The organism is Paenibacillus nanensis (genome assembly GCF_003583765.1).
Taxonomy (GTDB): Bacteria; Bacillota; Bacilli; order Paenibacillales; family Paenibacillaceae; genus Pristimantibacillus; species Pristimantibacillus nanensis.
In genome coordinates this window covers 69,880-88,817 of record NZ_QXQA01000005.1, presented here as the reverse complement: position 1 = coordinate 88,817, position 18,938 = coordinate 69,880, and the positions used below count along the sequence as shown (strand labels likewise).

Annotated in this window: 19 protein-coding genes; 14 read left to right on the top strand and 5 right to left on the bottom strand. The window is 53.2% G+C overall.

The features are described 5' to 3' along the window. Nucleotides 1–43 precede the first annotated feature (43 nt). From D3P08_RS10290 to D3P08_RS10275, 4 genes are all read left to right on the top strand, one after another. Nucleotides 44–781, top strand: a complete 738-nt coding sequence (locus D3P08_RS10290) for a response regulator transcription factor (RefSeq protein ID WP_119599617.1) — start codon at nt 44–46, stop codon at nt 779–781. Then, entirely contained in the window at nt 778–1,875 is a 1,098-nt protein-coding gene (locus tag D3P08_RS10285) for a sensor histidine kinase (RefSeq protein ID WP_240647408.1), read from the top strand. The genes D3P08_RS10290 and D3P08_RS10285 overlap by 4 nt, the downstream gene beginning before the upstream one ends. A gap of 124 nt (nt 1,876–1,999) precedes the next feature. Further along, a complete protein-coding gene (locus D3P08_RS10280) occupies nt 2,000–2,776 on the top strand; it encodes an ABC transporter ATP-binding protein (RefSeq protein ID WP_119599615.1) in 777 nt (258 codons plus the stop codon). Further along, nucleotides 2,751–4,727: an ABC transporter permease gene (locus D3P08_RS10275; protein WP_119599614.1), complete on the top strand. Its 1,977-nt coding sequence runs from the start codon at nt 2,751–2,753 to the stop codon at nt 4,725–4,727. Before D3P08_RS10280 ends, D3P08_RS10275 begins: the two co-directional genes overlap by 26 nt. 23 nt (nt 4,728–4,750) lie before the next feature. Here D3P08_RS10275 and D3P08_RS10270 read toward each other — a convergent pair whose 3' ends face one another. The 3 genes from D3P08_RS10270 to D3P08_RS10260 all read right to left on the bottom strand — a co-directional run bounded on the left by D3P08_RS10270 (nt 4,751) and on the right by D3P08_RS10260 (nt 7,665). Further along, entirely contained in the window at nt 4,751–5,497 is a 747-nt protein-coding gene (locus D3P08_RS10270) for a metallophosphoesterase (RefSeq protein WP_162848424.1), read from the bottom strand. A gap of 114 nt (nt 5,498–5,611) precedes the next feature. Beyond that, on the bottom strand, nt 5,612–6,970 hold the full coding sequence (locus D3P08_RS10265; RefSeq protein ID WP_119599612.1) for a sensor histidine kinase: 1,359 nt from the start codon (nt 6,968–6,970) through the stop codon (nt 5,612–5,614). Beyond that, nucleotides 6,967–7,665: a response regulator transcription factor gene (locus D3P08_RS10260; RefSeq protein ID WP_119599611.1), complete on the bottom strand. Its 699-nt coding sequence runs from the start codon at nt 7,663–7,665 to the stop codon at nt 6,967–6,969. Before D3P08_RS10260 ends, D3P08_RS10265 begins: the two co-directional genes overlap by 4 nt. A gap of 158 nt (nt 7,666–7,823) precedes the next feature. Between D3P08_RS10260 and D3P08_RS10255 the strand changes: the two genes are divergently transcribed. Continuing rightward, nucleotides 7,824–9,302, top strand: a complete 1,479-nt coding sequence (locus D3P08_RS10255) for a multicopper oxidase family protein (RefSeq protein WP_119599610.1) — start codon at nt 7,824–7,826, stop codon at nt 9,300–9,302. A 22-nt stretch (nt 9,303–9,324) separates the two neighbouring features. After that, entirely contained in the window at nt 9,325–9,537 is a 213-nt protein-coding gene (locus D3P08_RS10250; protein WP_119599609.1) for a DUF5957 family protein, read from the top strand. A 32-nt stretch (nt 9,538–9,569) separates the two neighbouring features. Here the strand turns inward: D3P08_RS10250 and D3P08_RS10245 are convergent, their stop codons facing one another. After that, nucleotides 9,570–10,718 carry a metallophosphoesterase gene (locus tag D3P08_RS10245; RefSeq protein ID WP_119599608.1) on the bottom strand — a complete coding sequence of 383 codons (1,149 nt, stop codon included), beginning with the start codon at nt 10,716–10,718 and terminating at the stop codon, nt 9,570–9,572. A 189-nt stretch (nt 10,719–10,907) separates the two neighbouring features. Between D3P08_RS10245 and D3P08_RS10240 the strand changes: the two genes are divergently transcribed. From D3P08_RS10240 to sda, 3 genes are all read left to right on the top strand, one after another. After that, nucleotides 10,908–13,073, top strand: coding sequence for a DNA topoisomerase III (locus D3P08_RS10240; protein ID WP_119599607.1), 2,166 nt, complete (start codon nt 10,908–10,910; stop codon nt 13,071–13,073). A gap of 167 nt (nt 13,074–13,240) precedes the next feature. Further along, nucleotides 13,241–13,915 carry a YheC/YheD family protein gene (locus D3P08_RS10235; RefSeq protein ID WP_119599606.1) on the top strand — a complete coding sequence of 225 codons (675 nt, stop codon included), beginning with the start codon at nt 13,241–13,243 and terminating at the stop codon, nt 13,913–13,915. 295 nt (nt 13,916–14,210) lie between these two features. Continuing rightward, nucleotides 14,211–14,354 carry a sporulation histidine kinase inhibitor Sda gene (gene sda, locus D3P08_RS10230; RefSeq protein ID WP_119599605.1) on the top strand — a complete coding sequence of 48 codons (144 nt, stop codon included), beginning with the start codon at nt 14,211–14,213 and terminating at the stop codon, nt 14,352–14,354. Nucleotides 14,355–14,688: 334 nt separating this feature from the next. Here the strand turns inward: sda and D3P08_RS10225 are convergent, their stop codons facing one another. After that, complete coding sequence (locus tag D3P08_RS10225) at nt 14,689–15,690, bottom strand: NAD(P)/FAD-dependent oxidoreductase (protein ID WP_119599604.1); 1,002 nt, start codon at nt 15,688–15,690, stop codon at nt 14,689–14,691. A 335-nt stretch (nt 15,691–16,025) separates the two neighbouring features. Between D3P08_RS10225 and D3P08_RS10220 the strand changes: the two genes are divergently transcribed. From D3P08_RS10220 to D3P08_RS10200, 5 genes are all read left to right on the top strand, one after another. After that, nucleotides 16,026–17,219 (top strand): NAD(P)/FAD-dependent oxidoreductase, encoded by a 1,194-nt coding sequence (locus D3P08_RS10220; protein WP_119599603.1) that lies wholly within the window; start codon nt 16,026–16,028, stop codon nt 17,217–17,219. Further along, nucleotides 17,219–17,476 (top strand): hypothetical protein, encoded by a 258-nt coding sequence (locus tag D3P08_RS10215; protein WP_119599602.1) that lies wholly within the window; start codon nt 17,219–17,221, stop codon nt 17,474–17,476. Before D3P08_RS10220 ends, D3P08_RS10215 begins: the two co-directional genes overlap by 1 nt. 144 nt (nt 17,477–17,620) lie before the next feature. Further along, complete coding sequence (locus D3P08_RS10210) at nt 17,621–18,202, top strand: TetR/AcrR family transcriptional regulator (RefSeq protein ID WP_119599601.1); 582 nt, start codon at nt 17,621–17,623, stop codon at nt 18,200–18,202. Between the two features lie 13 nt (nt 18,203–18,215). Further along, nucleotides 18,216–18,557, top strand: a complete 342-nt coding sequence (locus tag D3P08_RS10205; RefSeq protein ID WP_119599600.1) for a DMT family transporter — start codon at nt 18,216–18,218, stop codon at nt 18,555–18,557. Beyond that, a complete protein-coding gene (locus tag D3P08_RS10200) occupies nt 18,557–18,871 on the top strand; it encodes a DMT family transporter (RefSeq protein ID WP_119599599.1) in 315 nt (104 codons plus the stop codon). The genes D3P08_RS10205 and D3P08_RS10200 overlap by 1 nt, the downstream gene beginning before the upstream one ends. Nucleotides 18,872–18,938: the final 67 nt, after the last annotated feature.

Genomic DNA, 18,938 nt, shown 5'->3' with positions numbered 1-18,938 from the left:
GGAAGAGGTTGTCATAAGGGAATTATTGGGAGGCAGTTACGACATGTATCGGATCTTTATCGTTGAGGATGACAATAAAATAGCCGCGATACTAAAAAATAAGATGGAGCAGTACGGATACGAAGCGGCCGCCGCGACGGGATTCCGCGAGCTTATGCCGGAGCTTGAAGCTTATGATCCGCAGCTGGTTCTGCTCGATGTCAATTTGCCGTACTTTGACGGGTATTACTGGTGCCGGCAAATCCGTTTAAGGTCTAGCGTTCCGATCATCTTCATTTCCGCTCGCGCCGGCGAGATGGATCAGGTAATGGCCATTGAGAATGGCGGCGACGACTATATTACAAAGCCGATCCAGCTGGAGCTGCTGATGGCCAAAGTGCGAGGCGTGCTGCGCAGAGCTTACGGCGAATACGCGTCCGGCAAAGACGCAGATGAGCACCGAAGCGGCGCCATGACGAAAGCGGAGCTTTCGGCGGGCAATCTGAAGCTGCATCTGAGCCGCAATGAGCTGGAGTGGAACGGCAAACGCGTCGAGCTGACGAAAAACGAGGGGCTTCTGGCAGAATGTCTGATGAGTAATCCGGGAGAAATCGTGGCGAGAGAGACGCTGCTCGAGGCGCTCTGGGATGACGTGCAGTTTGTGGATGACAACACTCTCTCCGTGAACGTTACAAGGCTTCGGAAAAAGCTCGAGGAGCTCGGACTGGAGAAGGCGATCGAGACGATAAGAGGGCTAGGCTATAAGCTCACTACGGATCGCGCGTCCATGAGGGAAGAATGATGAAGGAACGAAGAAGAAAAGCTTTAATCCTTTTTTTGAGAGACCGTCTCCTGAATATCCTGCTTTTCATCATCGTAGTCGGTCTAGCTTGCGGTCTTTACTTGCTGGAAAACGCGAGATATCCGGGCTTGATCGAGACGGAAACGATTTATTATTTCATTTTGCTTACCTGTTTTCTTTACGCGGTGTGGCTGCTGATCGATTACATCAGACAGCGCTATTATTTCGATCAAATGTACGAAGCGTTAGAACGTTCGGATGATATCGGGGCCGCAACGATTATTCAAGCGATGGCGACGGAAGAGCAGAAGCTGGCTGCGCAGGTCATTCACGATCAGCATCGAACCTACTTGAACGAGCTGAATCGGCTTCGCCGGCAGCAAGAGCTGCATAACCACTTTGTGCTTCAATGGGTGCACCATATGAAAACGCCGGTATCGGTTATCGACCTGCAGCTTCAGGAATCGCGGAGACAGCCGCCGGCGGGCGAAGCGGAATGGCTGCAGCTCATGGACAGCATAAAGGAAGAAACGGAACGGCTGACAAACGGATTGGAGATGATGCTGCATACCGCCAGACTCGACAAGTTCGAGATGGACGTTCATCTCGCCAAGACGCCGCTCCACGAATTAGCCCGGAGCGTCGTCAATACGCATAAGCGGCTTTGCATCCGTTACTCCATTTTTCCGCGCGTCGAAGGAGAAGCTTACGTCGAGACGGACGGCAAATGGATGAGCTTTGTTATCAGCCAATTGGTCAGCAATGCGATTAAGTACAGCCGAAGCAAGCCTGGCTCGAAAACGCTCCTTTTTCGTATTTATGCCGTTGAAGACGGCGCCGTCAAGCTGGAAGTGGCCGATTCGGGAATCGGGATCGCTCAGCATGATTTGCCGCGCATCTTCGATCCATTTTTTACCGGAGAGAACGGAAGAGCGACCGGCGATTCCACAGGCATGGGGTTGTATTTGGCGAAGCAGGTATGTAACCGGCTTGGACACCTACTGAATGTCCAGTCGGAGCTCGGGGAAGGCACGACCTTCAGCATCACTTTCCGGCCCAGAGGCATCCACGTCATAGAATCTGCATACGGCTAGATGACAAAGTTGTAAGATAGCTTCCATGCATTGAAAGGCAAATCGATGGGTGAGCCGGCTCTCCGGATATATACTAAGGACATAGAGATGAAACACGACAGATTATCCGGGGAGGATTTCAACCATGAGTGTTCTAAAAGCGCAAGGGCTTGGCAAAATATATAGCAGTAAAGGCAACCTCGTATATAAGGCGCTTGAAAATATCGACTTGGAAGTAGAGTCCGGCGAATTTGTCGGCGTGATGGGCCCTTCGGGCAGCGGCAAAACAACTCTGCTAAACCTGCTGGCTACGATTGACCGCCCTACGTCCGGCACGATCGAAATTAACGGCGTCAATCCGACGAAGCTGTCCGATAATAAGCTGGCGTTATTCCGAAGACGCGAGCTTGGTTTCGTGTTCCAAGATTTTAATCTGCTGGACACGCTGTCGTTAAAAGAAAACATTATTATCCCGCTCGTAATGGACGGGATGTCGCCTAAGCTGATCGAGCAGCGGCTTACGCCGATCGCGGAAATGCTTCAGATCGAAGCGATTTTGGAGAAACGCACCTATGAGGTATCGGGCGGACAGAAGCAGAGAGCGGCGATCGCAAGGGCTATTATTCATAAGCCGTCGCTCGTGCTTGCGGACGAATTGACGGGCAACCTGGACTCCAAAGCGGCGAAGGACGTTATGGACGCGCTGAAGGAAATGAACGAAACCTTCAAGGCGACGGTTCTTATGGTTACGCATGATCCGTTCTCCGCGAGCTATTGCAAGCGCATTGTGTTTATTAAGGACGGCCGATTCTTCTCGGAAATTCGCCGAGGCTCCAACAGGCAGGCGTTTTTCCAGCAAATATTGGACGCGCTGAGCGTGCTGGGAGGGAATTTCGATGACGTTCCGTTCGCTCGCGCTTAGCAATGTTCGAGGGAATTGGCGGTCGTACAGCGCTTTTTTCCTCAGCAGCGTGTTTTCCGTTATGATTTTTTATATTTACGCGGCGTTTATTTATCATCCCGACGTGGTGAGCGGCCATATTTTGGCGGCGGGCAAGGTGCGGGAAGGCATGCAGCTTTGTCTCTATATCATCATTGTGTTTTCGTTTTTGTTCGTTCTGTATTCCAACTCGGCCTTTATTAAGACGCGAAAACAGGAGTTCGGTTTATTTTCCTTGTTCGGCATGACCAAGCTTCAGCTTCGCAGGCTCGTTATTTATGAAAATATCGTAATCGCCGGCTTTTCCATCGCGGTCGGAATCGGCCTCGGGGTCTTGTTCAGCAAGCTGTTTTTTATGGCGCTGGCGGCCCTGCTCGGGATGACGGACTCGATCTCGTTCGCGGCGCCTTTCAAAGCGGTATGGATGACGGCGGGAGGCTTCTTCGCTTTATTTTTTCTAATCTCTATATGGTCCGTTCTCCGGATGGGGCGTACGGAAATTATTGACCTATTGAAAGCGGCGCGCCAGCCCAAGGGCAAATTGATGTATTCACCTTGGCTCGTTGCGGTCGGGGCAATATGTCTGGGCGGGGGGTACGGAATGGCTCTGGTCATGGACAGTTATTCTTTTGTCCTGCTGGCCCTGCCGATTCTGGTCACGGTCATAATCGGCACTTATTTCCTCTTCACCCAGCTGAGCATTATCTTTCTTCGCTTCATCCAGAAGCGGAAAGGGTTTTATTACAAGCGGACGAATATGCTCATCTTTGCGCAGCTCGGCTATAAAATCAAAGACAACGCGCGGATCCTGTTTATCGTGTCTATCTTAAGCGCAGTCGTCATGACGGCTCTGGGCACTGTCTACATTATGCAGATTCAAGGCAAGCAGGATATGCTGGACAATTCGCCATACTCCCTTGCCTACGTGGAAAATGGTCTTCATTCGCATAACGTGATCGACCCGGACGAGATGCAGCGGATCATGAAAGAAGAGGGGCTTGTTGTCGAGCGTGAGGCGAAAGTGATCGGCTTTGGTCTAGACCGGTACTGGATTACATTCGAAGGCAACGATTCCGTGACTCTCGGCAATGGTCACGAAGAGGAGCTGGAATACCAGCCTAGCGCGATGGTCATTTCCGCTTCGGACTATAACAAGATGGCCGCCGATCAAGGAAAGCCGCCGATCGCGGTCGAAAGCGGAAAGCTTACCTTGCTGTATCCGAACTTTGACGATTCAACCTACGGAGCGGGGGTTGCGAGAGGGATTGTCAATGGCGAGAAGGTGGAGCTGCCGATATCGGGGTCCATCAGCGAACGGGTCATGAACAACTGGATGGATTCCAATAGCGTTACACTCGTTATGGATGACCTCAGTTTTGTCCGCTGGATGTCCGCCATACCGGAGGAGAAGCAGCGCGTGTTCTTCGGCTTCGAGCTTAAAAACTGGGAGAAAACGGCGCAAGCGGTAGAGAGACTGGATCAGCTCGTAACGCCTGGGATGGAGGGCGAGACGGACTTTGGCCGTCCGAGCCAATATGTGGACATGTCGCAGGTTGTCTCGCTTACGCTGTTCATCGGGATGTTCATCAGCCTGCTCTTTTTTATTGCGGCAGGCAGCATGATATATTTTAAGCTGTTTACGGAAATTCAGGAGGATCAGGCTCAATTCAAAGGCTTGTCCCGAATCGGCTTAACGAAAAACGAGATTCGGCGCATCGTGGTGACCCAGATCGGGATTATCTTTTTTATTCCTTGCATCGTCGGCATCTCTCACGCGTTGTTTGCGATGAGGTCGCTCGATAACATTATGAATACGTCCAATTGGTTTTATTCGTTTGTCGTTATCGGCATTTACGTGGGCATGCAGACGCTGTACTTCCTGCTCGCAAGCCGCAGTTATATGAAAAGCATGCTGCGCGGTTCCGCAGCCTGAACAAAGGACCGTCTTACTTGCCGTTACGGCAGCTGGAGACGGTCCTTCGCTGTCCCTATGCGGAAATCGCTGCTCTGGTAACCGGGCGACGTTGCGCATGAGTAGGTGCTGCCGCTATTCAGGTCAAGCAGCGTCAGGCGATAGCCGTGCTTGGAGCCCGTGTCGATACCGATTCTCCTGCCATCCGACCAGATCTGACCGGGTTCCCCGCCAAGCTTAAACGTTGGGGTATGGCCGAACATAACGCGGGTCCATATTGCGCCTTCCCGGTTGCTCTCATCTTGGTCGATCAGGGCAGCCAATTGGTCTAGCGGGTAGTTGAAAAACAATTCGCGCACCTCGGTCAGGTCGCGAACGCTTTGCTGCGTAAGCGGCACTCCCGGACGAATACCGGCATGGGCAAACAATATATGATTGTGGATGACGAACAAAGGCAGTGAAAGAATCCACTTCTCGTAACGGTTGACCTTGGAAGGAAGCGAGGATCTTCTTCGCCGGGAGCGGCTGCGGTCGGCCAAAGATGCCAGCTTCAGCTCCTGATTGCCGGGTATGGCAATAGCGCCGGACTCCGTCAGCTCGCGAACGAGGTCAAGCGTATCCCAGGAGACCGCGTTGTCGGCGTCAATATAATCGCCAAGCAGCAGCAGCTGGTCCCGGGAAGGATCATAGTTCGCATTTTGCAGCAGTCGAAGGAATCCGTCCTTGTATCCGTGGATGTCCGAAATGGCGAGTACCCGTTTGCCGTTATCCGGCAATATGACATGTTTCACTGGGATCGACAGCCTTTCTTGAAAAGTCTCTTGAACAATATATAACGCGGGAAGGCAACCGGTCTCGGCTGCTGCACGTGAGCGGTTGCCCTCCAAGGACAAATATACGGGTATTCATGAGACGGAAGCAGGGAGCTTCACGACAACCGTAGTGCCTTGCCGCAGCACGCTTTGCGCCTCGATGGTCCCGCCGTGCGCGAGGACCAGCTCTTTCGCGATGGCGAGACCAAGGCCCATGCCGCCGCTGTTGCGCGACCTGGCGCTGTCCGTACGATAGAAACGGTCGAAAATATGCGGCAGATGCTCGGCGCCGATCCCCTCCCCGGTATCGGCGATTCGGACAACAAGTTGTTTTCCCCGAATATCCTCCTCAAGCTCCGCCGTTACCTGAACGCTTCCGCCTGCTGGCGTGTACCGAATCGCATTGCCGATTAAGTTGAAAAATACTTGCGCCATTCGATGCTCGTCGAAAGAGACTGCAGCGTGAGCGGTCTTATCGGTGAAGGTTAGCCTTATGCTTCTATCATTCGCTTCCTCGGCGAATCGATCCAAAATTCGGCGAATCAAGCTCGGCAGGGAGCTCTCTCGTTTGTGAAGCGCAAGCTTCTTGGCTTCGGCGAGCGATAACAATTGGAGGTCGTCCACCAATTTTCTTAGGCGAATCAGCTCGTCTTGAAGGGGGAGCAGCTTATGCGGCTCAATCGCTTCCCCCGCCTGCTGAAGCAGCTCCATTTGACCTTGCAGAATTGACAGCGGAGTACGCAATTCATGCGCGACATCCGCAACCAGACTGCGCCGTGCCTCCTCTGCGCGAAGCAAATGCAGCGACATGGCGTTGAAGGACTCCGCAACCTTGCCGTATTCATCTCGGCTGAGGACAGGGGCCTGCGTGCCCAAGCCGCCTTCGCCTAACCGTTCAATCGCGGGCAAGAGGATGCGGAGCGGCGATGTAATCCGTTTGGCTACCAGAAATGCGGCAATCAGCGACACCACTAGCAGGCACAAGGAAAAGCCGATAAGGAGGACGGTGACCGAGCTGCTAATGCCAAGCTGAATCTTTCTGACATTGGCGGCCTCCGGATCGTAGTAATACAGGGTTCCGATCGTGGTGCCTTCATGCTTCAGAGCGCGTTTGAGGCCAAGTCCTCTGATCACCCCCATCTCTTCATTGCCGATTGTCAGCAGCCGCTCGCCGCTGTTCGATAGAAGCAGAATATCAGCCGCTTCCGCTCCGATTTCCGCCTTGTTAAGAATGACGTTACGGAGCTCCTCCCGATCGCCCCATTGCCCGCCGTTTGCTTCGTAATAGGTAATCAGCCGCTCTTCGATCGCCTGAATGTGCTCGCTGCGGTCCGCGATGTGAATGGATCTTAGCGCGCCGTTCACGATCAGAACGGTGACGAGAATCGTCAGCAGACTCATGCCGACGATTAAGCTGGTCATGGCCAGAAACAGCTTTTGTCTAACGCTCATTCCGCTGTTCCTCCGCCAAACCGGTAGCCGAAGCCGTATACGGTCTGGATGAAGGCAGGCGAAGAGGGATCATCCTCGATTTTTTTTCGGATTCGGCTAATATGCGCGTCCACCGTACGCTCGTCGTTCAGGAGATCGTCTTCCAGCGCGGCCTGCAGCAGTTGCAGCCTGCTGTAGACGATGCCCGGTCTTGCCGCCAGCGTAAGGAGGAGCTTAAACTCGGTCGGCGTCAGCATGAGGTCCGCCCCGCGTTTTCGCACCGAGCATTTCGATTCCGAGATTACCAAATCCCCTCTGCGCAGCTCAGCGGCAGGCTCATCGCCGGCAGCGCCCTCCAGCCTGCGAAGCACCGCCCGAATGCGGGCCAGCAGCTCCCGAAGCGAGAAAGGCTTCGTCAAATAATCATCGGCTCCGACCTCCAAACCGATAACTTTGTCCGTCTCCTCCGATCTAGCCGTCACCATGATGATGCCGGCCTTCGACGTCCGCCGCAGCTCGCGGCACACGTCAATCCCGTTCATCCCGGGCAGCATCCAATCCAGCAGCACCAGCGACGGTTTATGCTCCTTGGCCAGCCTGAGCGCGTCCAGCCCCGTCTCGGCCGTTATAACCGTATAGCCCTCCTGCTTCAGGAACGGCTCCATAAAGTCAAGCACCTTGCGCTCGTCATCGACAAGCAGCAGCGTCTGTGCCATTACTATTCCCCCAATCGCGATCAGCTCTACCCTGTATGTTAGTGAACGGGCTAACCTCCGTCAACTTTCACGCAATCCGTACATCATCGTCACAAGTTCACAACATCTTGCTGTTATGATAGGTCTCGTGAACAAGATTCAAGCAAGGAGTGAAAGAAATGGCGGCTAAAAAATCGGCGGCTAAAAAATCTCCGCTTCTGCGCATGGCTGCAATCGCGCTTATTATTGCGGCGCTGCCGCTTGTGACGGCTGCTTGCGGCTATTATAAGCTGAAATTCCCGGAAGAAATCAATATGGCGGATATGGGCGCCCATAGCGGGCATGCCCGCCATACGGACACGAATGGAGAGGCGGGAGGCGGGGCGGCCGCTGCTGCGTCCTGCGCGGATATGGCGGAACCGCCCTCCAACGCGCCTGTCCGTAAATTCGAATTAACCGCTCAAAAATCGGTTGTTGAGATCGGAGACGGCAAAACAGCGGAAGCGTGGACATTCGACGGGACGACCCCAGGTCCCGAGCTGCGGGTGAAGCAAGGCGACCGGATCGTCGTGAAGCTGACGAACAAGGATATCGAGAAAGGCGTCACCATTCATTGGCACGGTGTCGTGCTGCCATGCTCGCAAGACGGCGTGGCGGGCGTAACCCAAGACGCGGTCTGGCCGGGGGAGACGTTTACGTATGAATTTGTCGCGAAGCATTCCGGCACGTATTGGTATCATTCGCATCAGCAAAGCTCCGAGCAGGCGCAGCACGGTCTTATCGGAAGATTAATCGTCGAGCCGCGGCAAAGCGCGTTCGAGTACGACCTCGACTATGCCGTAACGATGCAGCAGCTGAATGGCAAGCATTGGCTGACGAACGGAAGCCGTAACGGGGCGAAGCTTGCGGCTCAGGCGGGGGACCGCGTAAGATTGCGCCTCATCAACAGCTCCAGCGCGGTGCAATGGATGGGGGTTGCGGGAGCGGACTTCCAAGTCATCTCGATGGACGGACAAGATTTGAACCAGCCGGGAACGCTTCGAAAGACTTGGATACCGATTGGAGGCGGTCAGCGGTACGATGTGCTGTTCACGATGCCAAGCAGCGGTAAGGTTCAAGTCTACAGCAAGCAGAAAAAGACGCTTTCGGTGACGGTTGGCGAAGGCGTCGAGCCCGGCAAGCTGGACAAAGACGCGCCGGTGTTTGACTTTACGGCATATGGCGAGCCGCTTGACGACGGCATAACGGCCGATATGAAATTCGACCGCACCTATGACCTTGTCCTTGGGCCTATCGACATTAACGGGAAACGATTCCATGAGATTCCGCCGATCATCGTTAGCGAGGGCGAATGGATCAAGATCAGGATCAAGCATAAGCTCGGAGAGGAGCATCCGATGCATCTGCATGGACATTTGTTTAAGGTGCTGACCAAAAACGGCGAGCCTTTATCCGGCAGCCCGATCTTTGCGGACAGCATTATGCTTTCGATGGGCGACGAGTACGAGGTCGCGTTCAAAGCGGATAATCCGGGATTGTGGATGGAGCACTGCCATAATCTTGAACACGCGGCGAACGGGATGTCGATGATGGTCAATTACGAAGGCGTCGATACGCCTTACCGCGTAGGCACCAAATCGGGCAACTTGCCTGACTAATCGTATAGAGGAGGACATTCTTATGTTGAAAAAAGCTCTGCTTTCCATCGCAGCTTTAATCGTCGGCTTTATCGCCGGCGTCATTCTTTCGGAAATACTGGCTGTCGCGGGTCTTGCGCTCATAGGACCTACGAGCTGGCTGGCGGGTCTTAAATTCGTGCCGTTCATTGTGGCCTCGTTCAGCGTCGCGGCGGTCTGGATTTGGCTGCCCGCCGGCAAAAAGGCTGTGAAATAAGAAGCTGCATGCGGAAGGAGCCGCCCCGAGGTCTAATGCGACCTTGGAGCGGCTCCTTTAAATTCGACCTCGATCTTCAGCACCTCGGAGCGGCTGCCGATCCGGATCGGCGGCCCCCAGAAGCCAAAGCCGGAGGAGACGATCGCGTGAAGGGCGCCTTTCTTTTTGTAGCCCCAATCCAGCTCGAATATCCTTCTCGTAATGAGGTGGTTCGGCGCCATCTGTCCCCGGTGCGTATGCCCGGAAAGGCTGAGGTCGATGCCGTTTTTTTCGGCCGCCTCCAGATCAGAGGGCTGATGGTCCAGCATAATGAGCGGAAGAGAGCTGTCCAGCGGTTCAACCAGCTCCGAAATCCTTTTACGTTCTCCCGCCGCTTTGTCTTTGCGCCCGATTACGATAAAGCTGTTATCGATCACCGCGGCTTCGTCCATCAGCAGCCGTATGCCGATCGCGTCAAGCGCCGCCCCGAATTCGGGAACCTTGCCGCCGATATATTCGTGATTGCCCGTCACGGCGAATACTCCGAGCGGGGCTTTCAACCGCTTCAGTACCGCCGGCATGCCCTTGCGAAGGAACGGAGCTAGATCATCGTCAAGAATATCGCCGGGAAGCAAAACGATATCAGGCCGAATTTCATCTATTTGACGAAGCAGCCTCTTCAAATGGCCTTTCCCGATTACGGTCCCGAGATGGAGATCCGAAGCCATGGCGATCGTAAGCTTGTTCTTGCTGCCTGCGGACTTTGGAATTTGCACATGATACGTTCGGATCACGGGCGACCATGCGTTTCGCGAGCCTGCGATGAGAATCGCCAGCAGCAGAAGCGCGGCCGCACCGCCGACGAGCGACAGATAAACCTCCGATGAGGCCCCACCCCATTTGAGAAGCAATCCTGTAAGATCCGCGATCGGACAAAGAATCAAGCCGTATTCGAGTATGGCGAGCCAATACGATCCGAGCAGCTTCAGCGGCTCCGCGATTCCTTTCATTGGAGTGGACTGCCCGATGCGGCCTGCAATGTAACCAAAAGCCAATATCGCGACAGCGGTCCAGTAAAGCGCCGGGTTCTCCCAGCCTGTCAGCTCCGACAGAAGGAGCCAGCCGTTCCATCCGACGTAGGCTGAAAGGGCGCTGTAGACGACTAGAAAACCGGCCAAAACCGGAATAAACCTAAGCTTCATTATAATACCGAGCTCCTTTTGCCATTAAAATGATGAGCCTACTATAGCATACAGGCAGCCGCGAGGGATATGAGCGATTTACGAACTCTATAAATGGAAGCTCGAGCAGACTTTGCAGGGAAATCGTTTGCGCGGCGGCACGCGCTATGGTATCTTGTCACCATAAAGAACGGAATGGGAGAGGATCGCATGAAAGCATTGGTGCTGGCGGAGAAACCCAGTGTCGCCAAAGAAATCGCGCGGGTGCTCGGCTGCACGGCCAAGCAGAAGAGCTATATGGAAGGTCCCGGTTATGTCGTGACATGGGCGCTCGGCCATCTAGTGACGCTTGCGGAGCCGGAGGATTATGACCCGAAATATAGAACCTGGAATTTGGAGGACCTGCCTCTGCTTCCGGCCAAAATGAATTTGAAGGTGATGAAGGAAACGTCTCATCAATTCCGCGCGGTATCGCAGCTTTGCAAACGAAGCGATATCGGCGAGCTGATTATTGCGACGGATGCGGGCCGGGAAGGCGAGCTTGTTGCGCGTTGGATTATGGAGCTTGTTTCTTGGCGCAAGCCGGTCAAGCGGCTATGGATTTCCTCGCAGACGGATGGGGCGATCAAGGAAGGCTTTAAGAAGCTGCGGCCGGGCAAGGAATACGACGCGCTGTATGCCTCAGCCGTATGCCGCGCCGAAGCGGATTGGCTCATTGGTCTTAATATTACGAGAGCGCTGACGAGCAAATACAACGCGCAGCTTGCGGCGGGACGCGTGCAGACGCCGACGCTGGCCATGCTGATGGAACGGGAGAAGGAGATTGCGGATTTTCAGTCCAAGCCCTTTTGGACGGTGGCGGCAAGCTTTGGCGCGTTCCAAGCGCAGTGGAGAGAGAAGGATGACCACGACGGCAGAGTGTGGGACCGGGAGCAGGCCGACCGCATTGCCGCAAAGGCCGGCGCCGCAGGCACCGCGAAGGTCGTGAAGCTAAGGACGGCCGAGCGGTCCGAACCGCATCCGCAGGCTTATGATTTAACGGAGCTGCAGCGTGACGCGAACAAACGGTTAGGCTTCTCCGCGAAGCAAACCTCCAATGTGCTGCAGAAGCTATATGAGGCGCACAAGCTGGTCACTTATCCCCGGACGGATTCCCGGTACTTGTCCAGCGATATGGTGCCAACGCTTAAGGGAAGACTGGAGAGCGTAGCGGTAGGGCCTTACGCGTCCCTAGCGCGCAAGCTGCTCCGCTCGCCGCTCTCCGTTACAAAGCGGATTGTGGACGACAGCAAAGTGACGGATCACCATGCCATCATTCCGACAGAGCAATTCGTCAATCTGAGCGCGTTAAGCAGCGACGAGCGCAGGCTTTACGATCTCATTGTGCGCCGGTTCATCGCCCTGTTCTACGGGCCTTACCGCTTTGATGAAACGAGCGTGACGCTGGAAGCCGGCGGCGAAAAATTTTACGCCAAAGGGAAAACAGAGAAGGATGCGGGCTGGAAAGAGGTTTATCAGGGCAGCGCTGCAGCATCCCTGGACGATGACGACGATGAGACGGAGGATGGGGCGGCGCGCGCAACGGGAGACAAGACGCCCGCCCAGCTGCTTCCCGCTCTCGCAATCGGCCAATCGTTAGCCGTGAAGAGCGCAGGCGTAAAGGAGCTAAGGACGCTGCCTCCCGCCAGATACACGGAAGCCTCCCTGCTAAGCCGGATGGAGAAGCATGGGCTTGGAACGCCGGCGACTCGTGCGGATATTATCGAGAAGCTTCTGTCGACCGATACGATTGAGCGCGTGCGAAATTCGCTTGTCCCTACCGGAAAAGGCAAACAGCTTCTGGAGCTCGTGGTTGATGAGCTAAGAAGCCCCGAGCTGACAGCGCGCTGGGAAAGCGAGCTGGAGCGTATCGCAAGAGGGCAAGGCGATCCGGCGGCGTTTATGCGGGGAATTCGCGAGCAAACGAAGAAGTGGATCGCTGAGGTGAAGGCGGAGACGAAAGAATATAAGCCGCATAACCTGACAAACTCGAGCTGTCCCGAATGCGGCAAGCGCATGCTTGAAGTAAAGGGCAAGCGGGGCAAGTCGCTTCAATGCCCGGACCGGGAATGCGGGTACCGCCGTTCCGCCGAGCCGGTTCTTCTGAACAAGCGTTGTCCGCAATGCCATAAGAAGATGGAGCTGCACGACGGCAAAGCGGGCAAATACGCGCAATGCCGCCCTTGCAACGTCATCGAGATGCTTGGCGACAAGGACGGAGGCCGTATGAACCGCAGAGAGCAGCAGAAGCTGGTTCAGCAGTTCAGCGACAATACCCCTTTGACCAACAGTTTAGCCGACAAGCTGAAGGCGGCGCTGGAGAAGAAGGGCGACTGATCGGTACAGGAAAGAAAGAATAGCGGGCAGTCCTTCATCCACTTTGGATAAGGGACTGCTTTTTTACTGCGCGCTCCCGGCTTCAGCCACCTGTCAATCATCCAAGAGTTTTCGCGGTTCCTTACATATGCTGTTAAGGAGAAGGCTTTTTGGAAAGGAGTGGATACATGTTGGCTGACCTTCAGGGGAGACAACTGGCTAGCAAATGGGCCAAGACGGAAGCGCTACTCTCCCACCCTGGAATTGCGGGCCATATTCCTCCAACAAGCAGATATTCGGTCGAGCAGCTGCGCCGGATGCTTGCGATGCACGGAATGGTTGTCCTTAAGCCGGTTGTAGGATCCGGCGGTTACGGGATCATTAAAGTGATGCGTTCTGGCCTAGGCTACTCATACGTTCATAAACGGAAGACCCGACATTTTGCAACCTTCGATGCGTTGACGAATGCGCTCCGAGGATGGACGAGCAAAAAGAGCTATTTAATTCAGAAGGGGATATGGCTTGCGACCGTGAACGGCAGACCTATCGATTATCGGGTAAAATACGTGAAGTCATGGAACGGCTGGGAATTCCGGGCGTTAGTCGGCCGTATCGCGAATCCCGGACTTTTTGTTACCAATCTCAGTCAAGGCGGGACGATGGTGCTGGCGGGAGAAGGGATTCGGGCTTCGCTTGGCCCTTCCCATGTGAAGGACAAGAAAAAGAAGATGAAGGACCTGACCGCGCTCGCAACTCGGGTGCTGGTTCAGCGTTATCCCGGACTTACGCAGCTCGGCTTCGATTACGGGATTGACCGGCAGGGGAAAATATGGCTGTTCGAAGTGAATACGCGCCCTCATTAAGGGATGGGAAGCGCCCTCGCTCATAAAGCGGGGTTTTTTTCATTTAATAGGGTTAAAATATTCCATTAATAGATTTTGAGATTGCAATTAAAGTTTTTTATTGATTTACCCTATATTCATGCATGTGGATAACCCTATCCACATTATCCATACCGAATCTGCTATATTTCGTCAATCTATGCACAGCCCATGCACAGTGTATCCACATGCCGCTGTGCATAATGGCGCCTGTTGTTTCGGTTCTAAAACGCGTGTACACTAAAAACTGTAAATCAGAGAGCGGGAGGTGAACCTTATGGAACAGTTGTCGGACGAGCTTTTGGTTGACACCTATTATGCGGCGGTCGAGTATAAGCTGGAGCCTGAATTTATTCGCATGTTAGCCGATGAGATGAGACGCAGAGGCGTTGAGTTGTCCCCGCGCAAGCATACGGCCTGACGGCAAGATTAGATTTGCGTAATAAACACTTCACTCGATTGATCACAGGCTGCGCAATAAAAAACATGACAGCACACAGCCTCTAATTGTATAGATGATGCAGACTGGACAGCATTTTGGAAGACTGGCTCGTAAGGCGCATACGGCCCCGTCCAATCGGACGACCGGCCCCAGTCCGTAAGCTCCCCGCCGCAGGACGAGCATGTGCCTTGATAGACGTTAAAGCCGTTGCATACGGGACAAAGCATAAGGGTACCCTCCTTGGCGCTTGAGATCGGCTGTCGATTCCGAAAAGCCAAGATTAGGATACCCTTATCCATTTTTATCATGCGCGTTACAGCTTCATGTTGCTGCTATGCCCAGGAGACAGCTTTGCGCTCGGATCGACATAAACTTTGGCGTTGTTGATCGCTGTCGGCGCCTCGCCGAATCCGACAGCAATAAGCTTTAGCTTGCCGGGATATGTCGTAATGTCGCCCGCCGCGAAGATGCCGGGAATATTCGTCTCCATGCGGGTATCGACCAAGATGGAGCCGCCTTGAATATCGATGCCCCAATTCGCAATCGGGCCGAGCGAGGAGACAAATCCAAAGTTAACGATCACATCGTCGACTTCAAGCTCCGTCTCTTCCTTCGTTTTAACGTCTGTCAGCGTAACCTTCGCAATGGCATCGTCGCCGTGAAGCGCCGTAATTTCGGTAGGCGTAATGACCTTCACGCTGGACTTCAGCAAATTCTCGACGCTGTGCTCATGGGCGCGGAACTTATCCCGCCGATGAATAAGCGTAACGCTTTGCGCGATCGGCTCCAGCATAAGCGACCAGTCTACGGCCGAATCGCCGCCTCCGCTTACGAGCACCCTTCTTCCTTTAAATCGATTAAGATCCCCGACAAAGTAGTGCAGGTTCTTCCCTTCGAATCGAGGGGCTTCCGGCAGCTCAAGCCGCCGCGGCTCAAACGCGCCGACCCCTGCCGTAATGATAACAGCTTTCGCGTAATGCGATTTTTTGTCGGTTACGACCTCGAACTTCCGCTCGTCATGCTTAATCACATTGACGACCTTCTCTTCCAGGCAAACCTCCGGCTTGAATAGACTGATCTGTTCTTTCAATCGGTCGACCAGCTCCTGCGCCGTAACCTTCGGGAAGCCGGCGACATCGTAAATATACTTCTCGGGGTATAGAGCGGCAAGCTGGCCTCCGAGCTGCGGCATGCTTTCTATAATTTTAACCGATGCTTGACGCATGCCGCCGTAGAAAGCGGCGAACATACCCGCTGGCCCTCCGCCGATAATAAGGATATCGACTTCCTGCACGGATTGATCAACGTTAGACACAAGCTGCACCTCCACCTTCGAATTCCTTATACGTAACCCATTATAAATCTTACCGAAGCAGGATGGAAATATTTATATTGTGCAGGACTCTAAAGTTTTTCGTATAAATTACCCTTGAACTTTTAATGAAAAGTCTGTAATATGTCTGATGTATATAAGATTGAATAAAGAGTTACAAAATGATGGCGGATGTTGTCAATATGTCCCGAAATGCGAAAACTTGCATATCGTGATAAAAATACTTAATAAAACGCAAACTCCATATTAAATATTATTTTTTATTCGGGTTTGTGTAATTTTTCACAAAGATAACTTAGAATGGATGGGATTCTGCGATGAGCAACATACCGAAAATAGTAATTCTCGGCGCCGGCTACGGCGGCGTGTTGACGGCTCTCCGTCTTCAAAAAGAACTAAATTATAATGAAGCGGACGTAACGTTGGTGAACAAGCATGACTACCATTATATTACGACGCATCTTCATATGCCTGCTGCAGGCACGGACAATCCAGAGAACGCGCGCGTCAGCATCTCCAAGCTGATTGATGAGTTCAAGATCGATTTCGTGAAATCGACAGTCGTTCAAATTCGCCCGCAAGACAAAAAAGTCATTCTGGAAGACGGCACGCTTTCGTATGACTATCTGGTCATCGGTCTTGGCGGCGAGCCGGAAACCTTCGGTATTCCTGGACTTGCTGAGCATGCGATGAACATTCGCAGCATCAACTCCGTTCGCCTGATCCGCGAGCATATTGAATATCAATTCGCGCGTTATAAGCGCGAGCCTCACCGCACAGACTATTTGACGTTTGTTGTAGGCGGCGCGGGCTTCACGGGCATCGAGTTTGTAGGTGAGCTGTCCGACCGTATTCCTGAGCTGTGCAAGCAGTTCGACGTTGATCCGACGCTTGTCAAGATCTATAACATCGAAGCTGCGCCAACGGCGCTTCCGGGCTTCGACCCTGAGCTGGTTGAATACGCAATGAACGTGCTGTCGAAAAAAGGCGTTACTTTCCGTATCGGCACGGCGATCAAAGAGTGCACGCCGGAAGGCGTTGTAGTCGGCGAAGGCGAAGAAATTAAATCCGCTACGGTCATTTGGACCGGCGGTATCCGCGGCAACCGCTTGATTGAAGAAGCGGGCTTTGAGACGATGCGCGGCCGCGTGAAGGTAGACGAGTTCCTTCGCTGCCCTGGCAACGAGAACATCTATATCGTCGGCGACAACTCGCTGATGTTTAATCCGGAAGGCCGTCCATATCCGCCGACAGCGCAAATCGCGATGCAGCAAGGCGTCGTTTGCGCGCACAATCTGGTGGCTTCGATTCGCAACCAGCCGCTGAAGACGTTCGTGTTCTCCAATAAAGGAACAGTAGCGTCCCTTGGCAAAGGCGAAGCGATCGGCATCGCGTTCGGCAAAAAATACAAAGGCCGGGTAGCCGCTTGGCTGAAGAAGCTGATCGACCTTCGTTATCTGTTCATTATTGGCGGCATCCCGCTGGTGCTACGCAAAGGTAAGTTTCTATAATGCGACACTGCAGCGTACAAGTCCGCGGATTATTGACGAGAGATGAGCTTGATCGTTACAATGCCTTAATGGAAGTGGGTTCCTACTTGGAATCTCAAACGCGATATGACTTGGCCTATACGGTGCAGAAGGAAGTTGATCTTCTCATCCAGCCCGCGATTGAACGGCTGAAGGATAAAGGGAGAGCCCGCGACAAGGCCACCCAAGAGTATCTGGAAGCAAAGGCGCAAGCTGCCGCGGAGGAAGATGAGGAATAGACGTTTCGAATAAATGATCCCAAGCGAACATCAAGTTTCGCTTGGGATTTTTTATGTCCGGCTTTGATGGCATTCCGTGCTATTGATAAGTTGGTGTAATTGTGGTTTAATAAACTGACGAACGTTCGTAAGGGAGGCGGCAGAATGACAGCTGAAAAAATTAGAGAAGTCGCGCTAAGCCATTTTACGCGAAATGGCTATGAAGGCGCCTCGCTAGCCGATATTTCCGCTGAAGTGGGCATTAAAAAGCAGTCCATTTACAACTATTTCAAAGGCAAGGACGAGCTGTTTCTTGCCGTTTTTAAGGACGCGGCCGCGAGGGAAATGCAATTTATCGAGCAGTATGTGAAAAGCAGCAGCGCGCTGCCGCTGGATAAGACGCTGTTTGGTTTTTTGAACGAATACAGAAAGAGGTACGAGCGGGAAGACGATACGAGATTTTTTCTGCGAATCGCTTTTTTTCCGCCCGCTCATCTTGAGAAGGAAATTGTAGATTTCAGCAATGCATACATCGACCGAACCGAATTTCTGCTCGTACCGCTTTTTGAAGCGGCCAAAAATAATGGCCAGATGCATCCCGATGTGTCCACCCAGCGAGCTTCCGCCGCTTTTAGCGCAGTCCTGGACGGCATGTTCGTTGAAATGCTGTACGGCAATATGGAACGTTCACTTAAAAGGCTCGACGCATCGTGGCACATCTATTGGCGTGGGGTACAGAACAGCTAGAGGAGGAATACGCATGAACCGCAGTTGGCTTTATATTTTTATTGGGGCAGTTTTTGAAGTTTTTTGGGTCATCGGCTTTAAGCACGCAGACGATCTGGCTGCATGGGCGGGGACGGTTGTCGCGTTAGCCGTTTCGTTTTATCTCATCATCGTTGCATCCGCCAAATTGCCGGTTGGTACCGTATATGCCGTCTTTACCGGACTCGGAACAGCCGGAACCGTAATCGCGGAGATGGTCTTTTTCGATGAACCCGTTCATTTGACGAAGCTTTTGTTGATCGCCTTGTTGCTGGCCGGCGTTCTCGGATTAAAGCTCGTCGGCGGTTCGTCCAATGAGAAGGAGGCGGCGCACTAATGGCTTGGATATCGTTACTACTGGCAGGCGTTTTTGAAGTTGTTGGCGTGCTCGGGATGAACCGGATTAAGCGCGACAATAACGCAAAGGCTTATCTTATCTTTTTAAGCGGCACGATTCTCAGCTTCGGGTTATTGAGCTTCGCTATGAGAAGTCTCCCGATGGGTACCGCCTACGCCATTTGGACAGGAATCGGCACGGTTGGCGGAGCGCTTCTGGGCATGTTTTTTTTCGGCGAATCGAAAGAGTGGCGCCGTATATTGTTTATAGCGATGGTGCTTGGCGCAGCCGTCGGACTGAAGCTTATTTCCTAAACGAATGTATGGAATAATAAAAGCAGCATGCTGTCTCTAGTTCTATCCGAACGGAGACGACATGCTG

Coding starts and splice junctions, on each gene's coding strand:
- D3P08_RS10205 (WP_119599600.1), top strand. CDS start 18,216: ATGAACCGCAGTTGGCTTTATATTTTTATTGGGGCAGTTTTTGAAGTT.
- D3P08_RS10255 (WP_119599610.1), top strand. CDS start 7,824: ATGGCGGCTAAAAAATCGGCGGCTAAAAAATCTCCGCTTCTGCGCATG.
- D3P08_RS10260 (WP_119599611.1), bottom strand. CDS start 7,665: ATGGCACAGACGCTGCTGCTTGTCGATGACGAGCGCAAGGTGCTTGAC.
- D3P08_RS10285 (WP_240647408.1), top strand. CDS start 778: ATGATGAAGGAACGAAGAAGAAAAGCTTTAATCCTTTTTTTGAGAGAC.
- D3P08_RS10220 (WP_119599603.1), top strand. CDS start 16,026: ATGAGCAACATACCGAAAATAGTAATTCTCGGCGCCGGCTACGGCGGC.
- D3P08_RS10275 (WP_119599614.1), top strand. CDS start 2,751: ATGACGTTCCGTTCGCTCGCGCTTAGCAATGTTCGAGGGAATTGGCGG.
- D3P08_RS10240 (WP_119599607.1), top strand. CDS start 10,908: ATGAAAGCATTGGTGCTGGCGGAGAAACCCAGTGTCGCCAAAGAAATC.
- D3P08_RS10235 (WP_119599606.1), top strand. CDS start 13,241: ATGTTGGCTGACCTTCAGGGGAGACAACTGGCTAGCAAATGGGCCAAG.
- D3P08_RS10280 (WP_119599615.1), top strand. CDS start 2,000: ATGAGTGTTCTAAAAGCGCAAGGGCTTGGCAAAATATATAGCAGTAAA.
- sda (WP_119599605.1), top strand. CDS start 14,211: ATGGAACAGTTGTCGGACGAGCTTTTGGTTGACACCTATTATGCGGCG.
- D3P08_RS10265 (WP_119599612.1), bottom strand. CDS start 6,970: ATGAGCGTTAGACAAAAGCTGTTTCTGGCCATGACCAGCTTAATCGTC.
- D3P08_RS10200 (WP_119599599.1), top strand. CDS start 18,557: ATGGCTTGGATATCGTTACTACTGGCAGGCGTTTTTGAAGTTGTTGGC.
- D3P08_RS10215 (WP_119599602.1), top strand. CDS start 17,219: ATGCGACACTGCAGCGTACAAGTCCGCGGATTATTGACGAGAGATGAG.
- D3P08_RS10290 (WP_119599617.1), top strand. CDS start 44: ATGTATCGGATCTTTATCGTTGAGGATGACAATAAAATAGCCGCGATA.
- D3P08_RS10210 (WP_119599601.1), top strand. CDS start 17,621: ATGACAGCTGAAAAAATTAGAGAAGTCGCGCTAAGCCATTTTACGCGA.
- D3P08_RS10250 (WP_119599609.1), top strand. CDS start 9,325: ATGTTGAAAAAAGCTCTGCTTTCCATCGCAGCTTTAATCGTCGGCTTT.
- D3P08_RS10245 (WP_119599608.1), bottom strand. CDS start 10,718: ATGAAGCTTAGGTTTATTCCGGTTTTGGCCGGTTTTCTAGTCGTCTAC.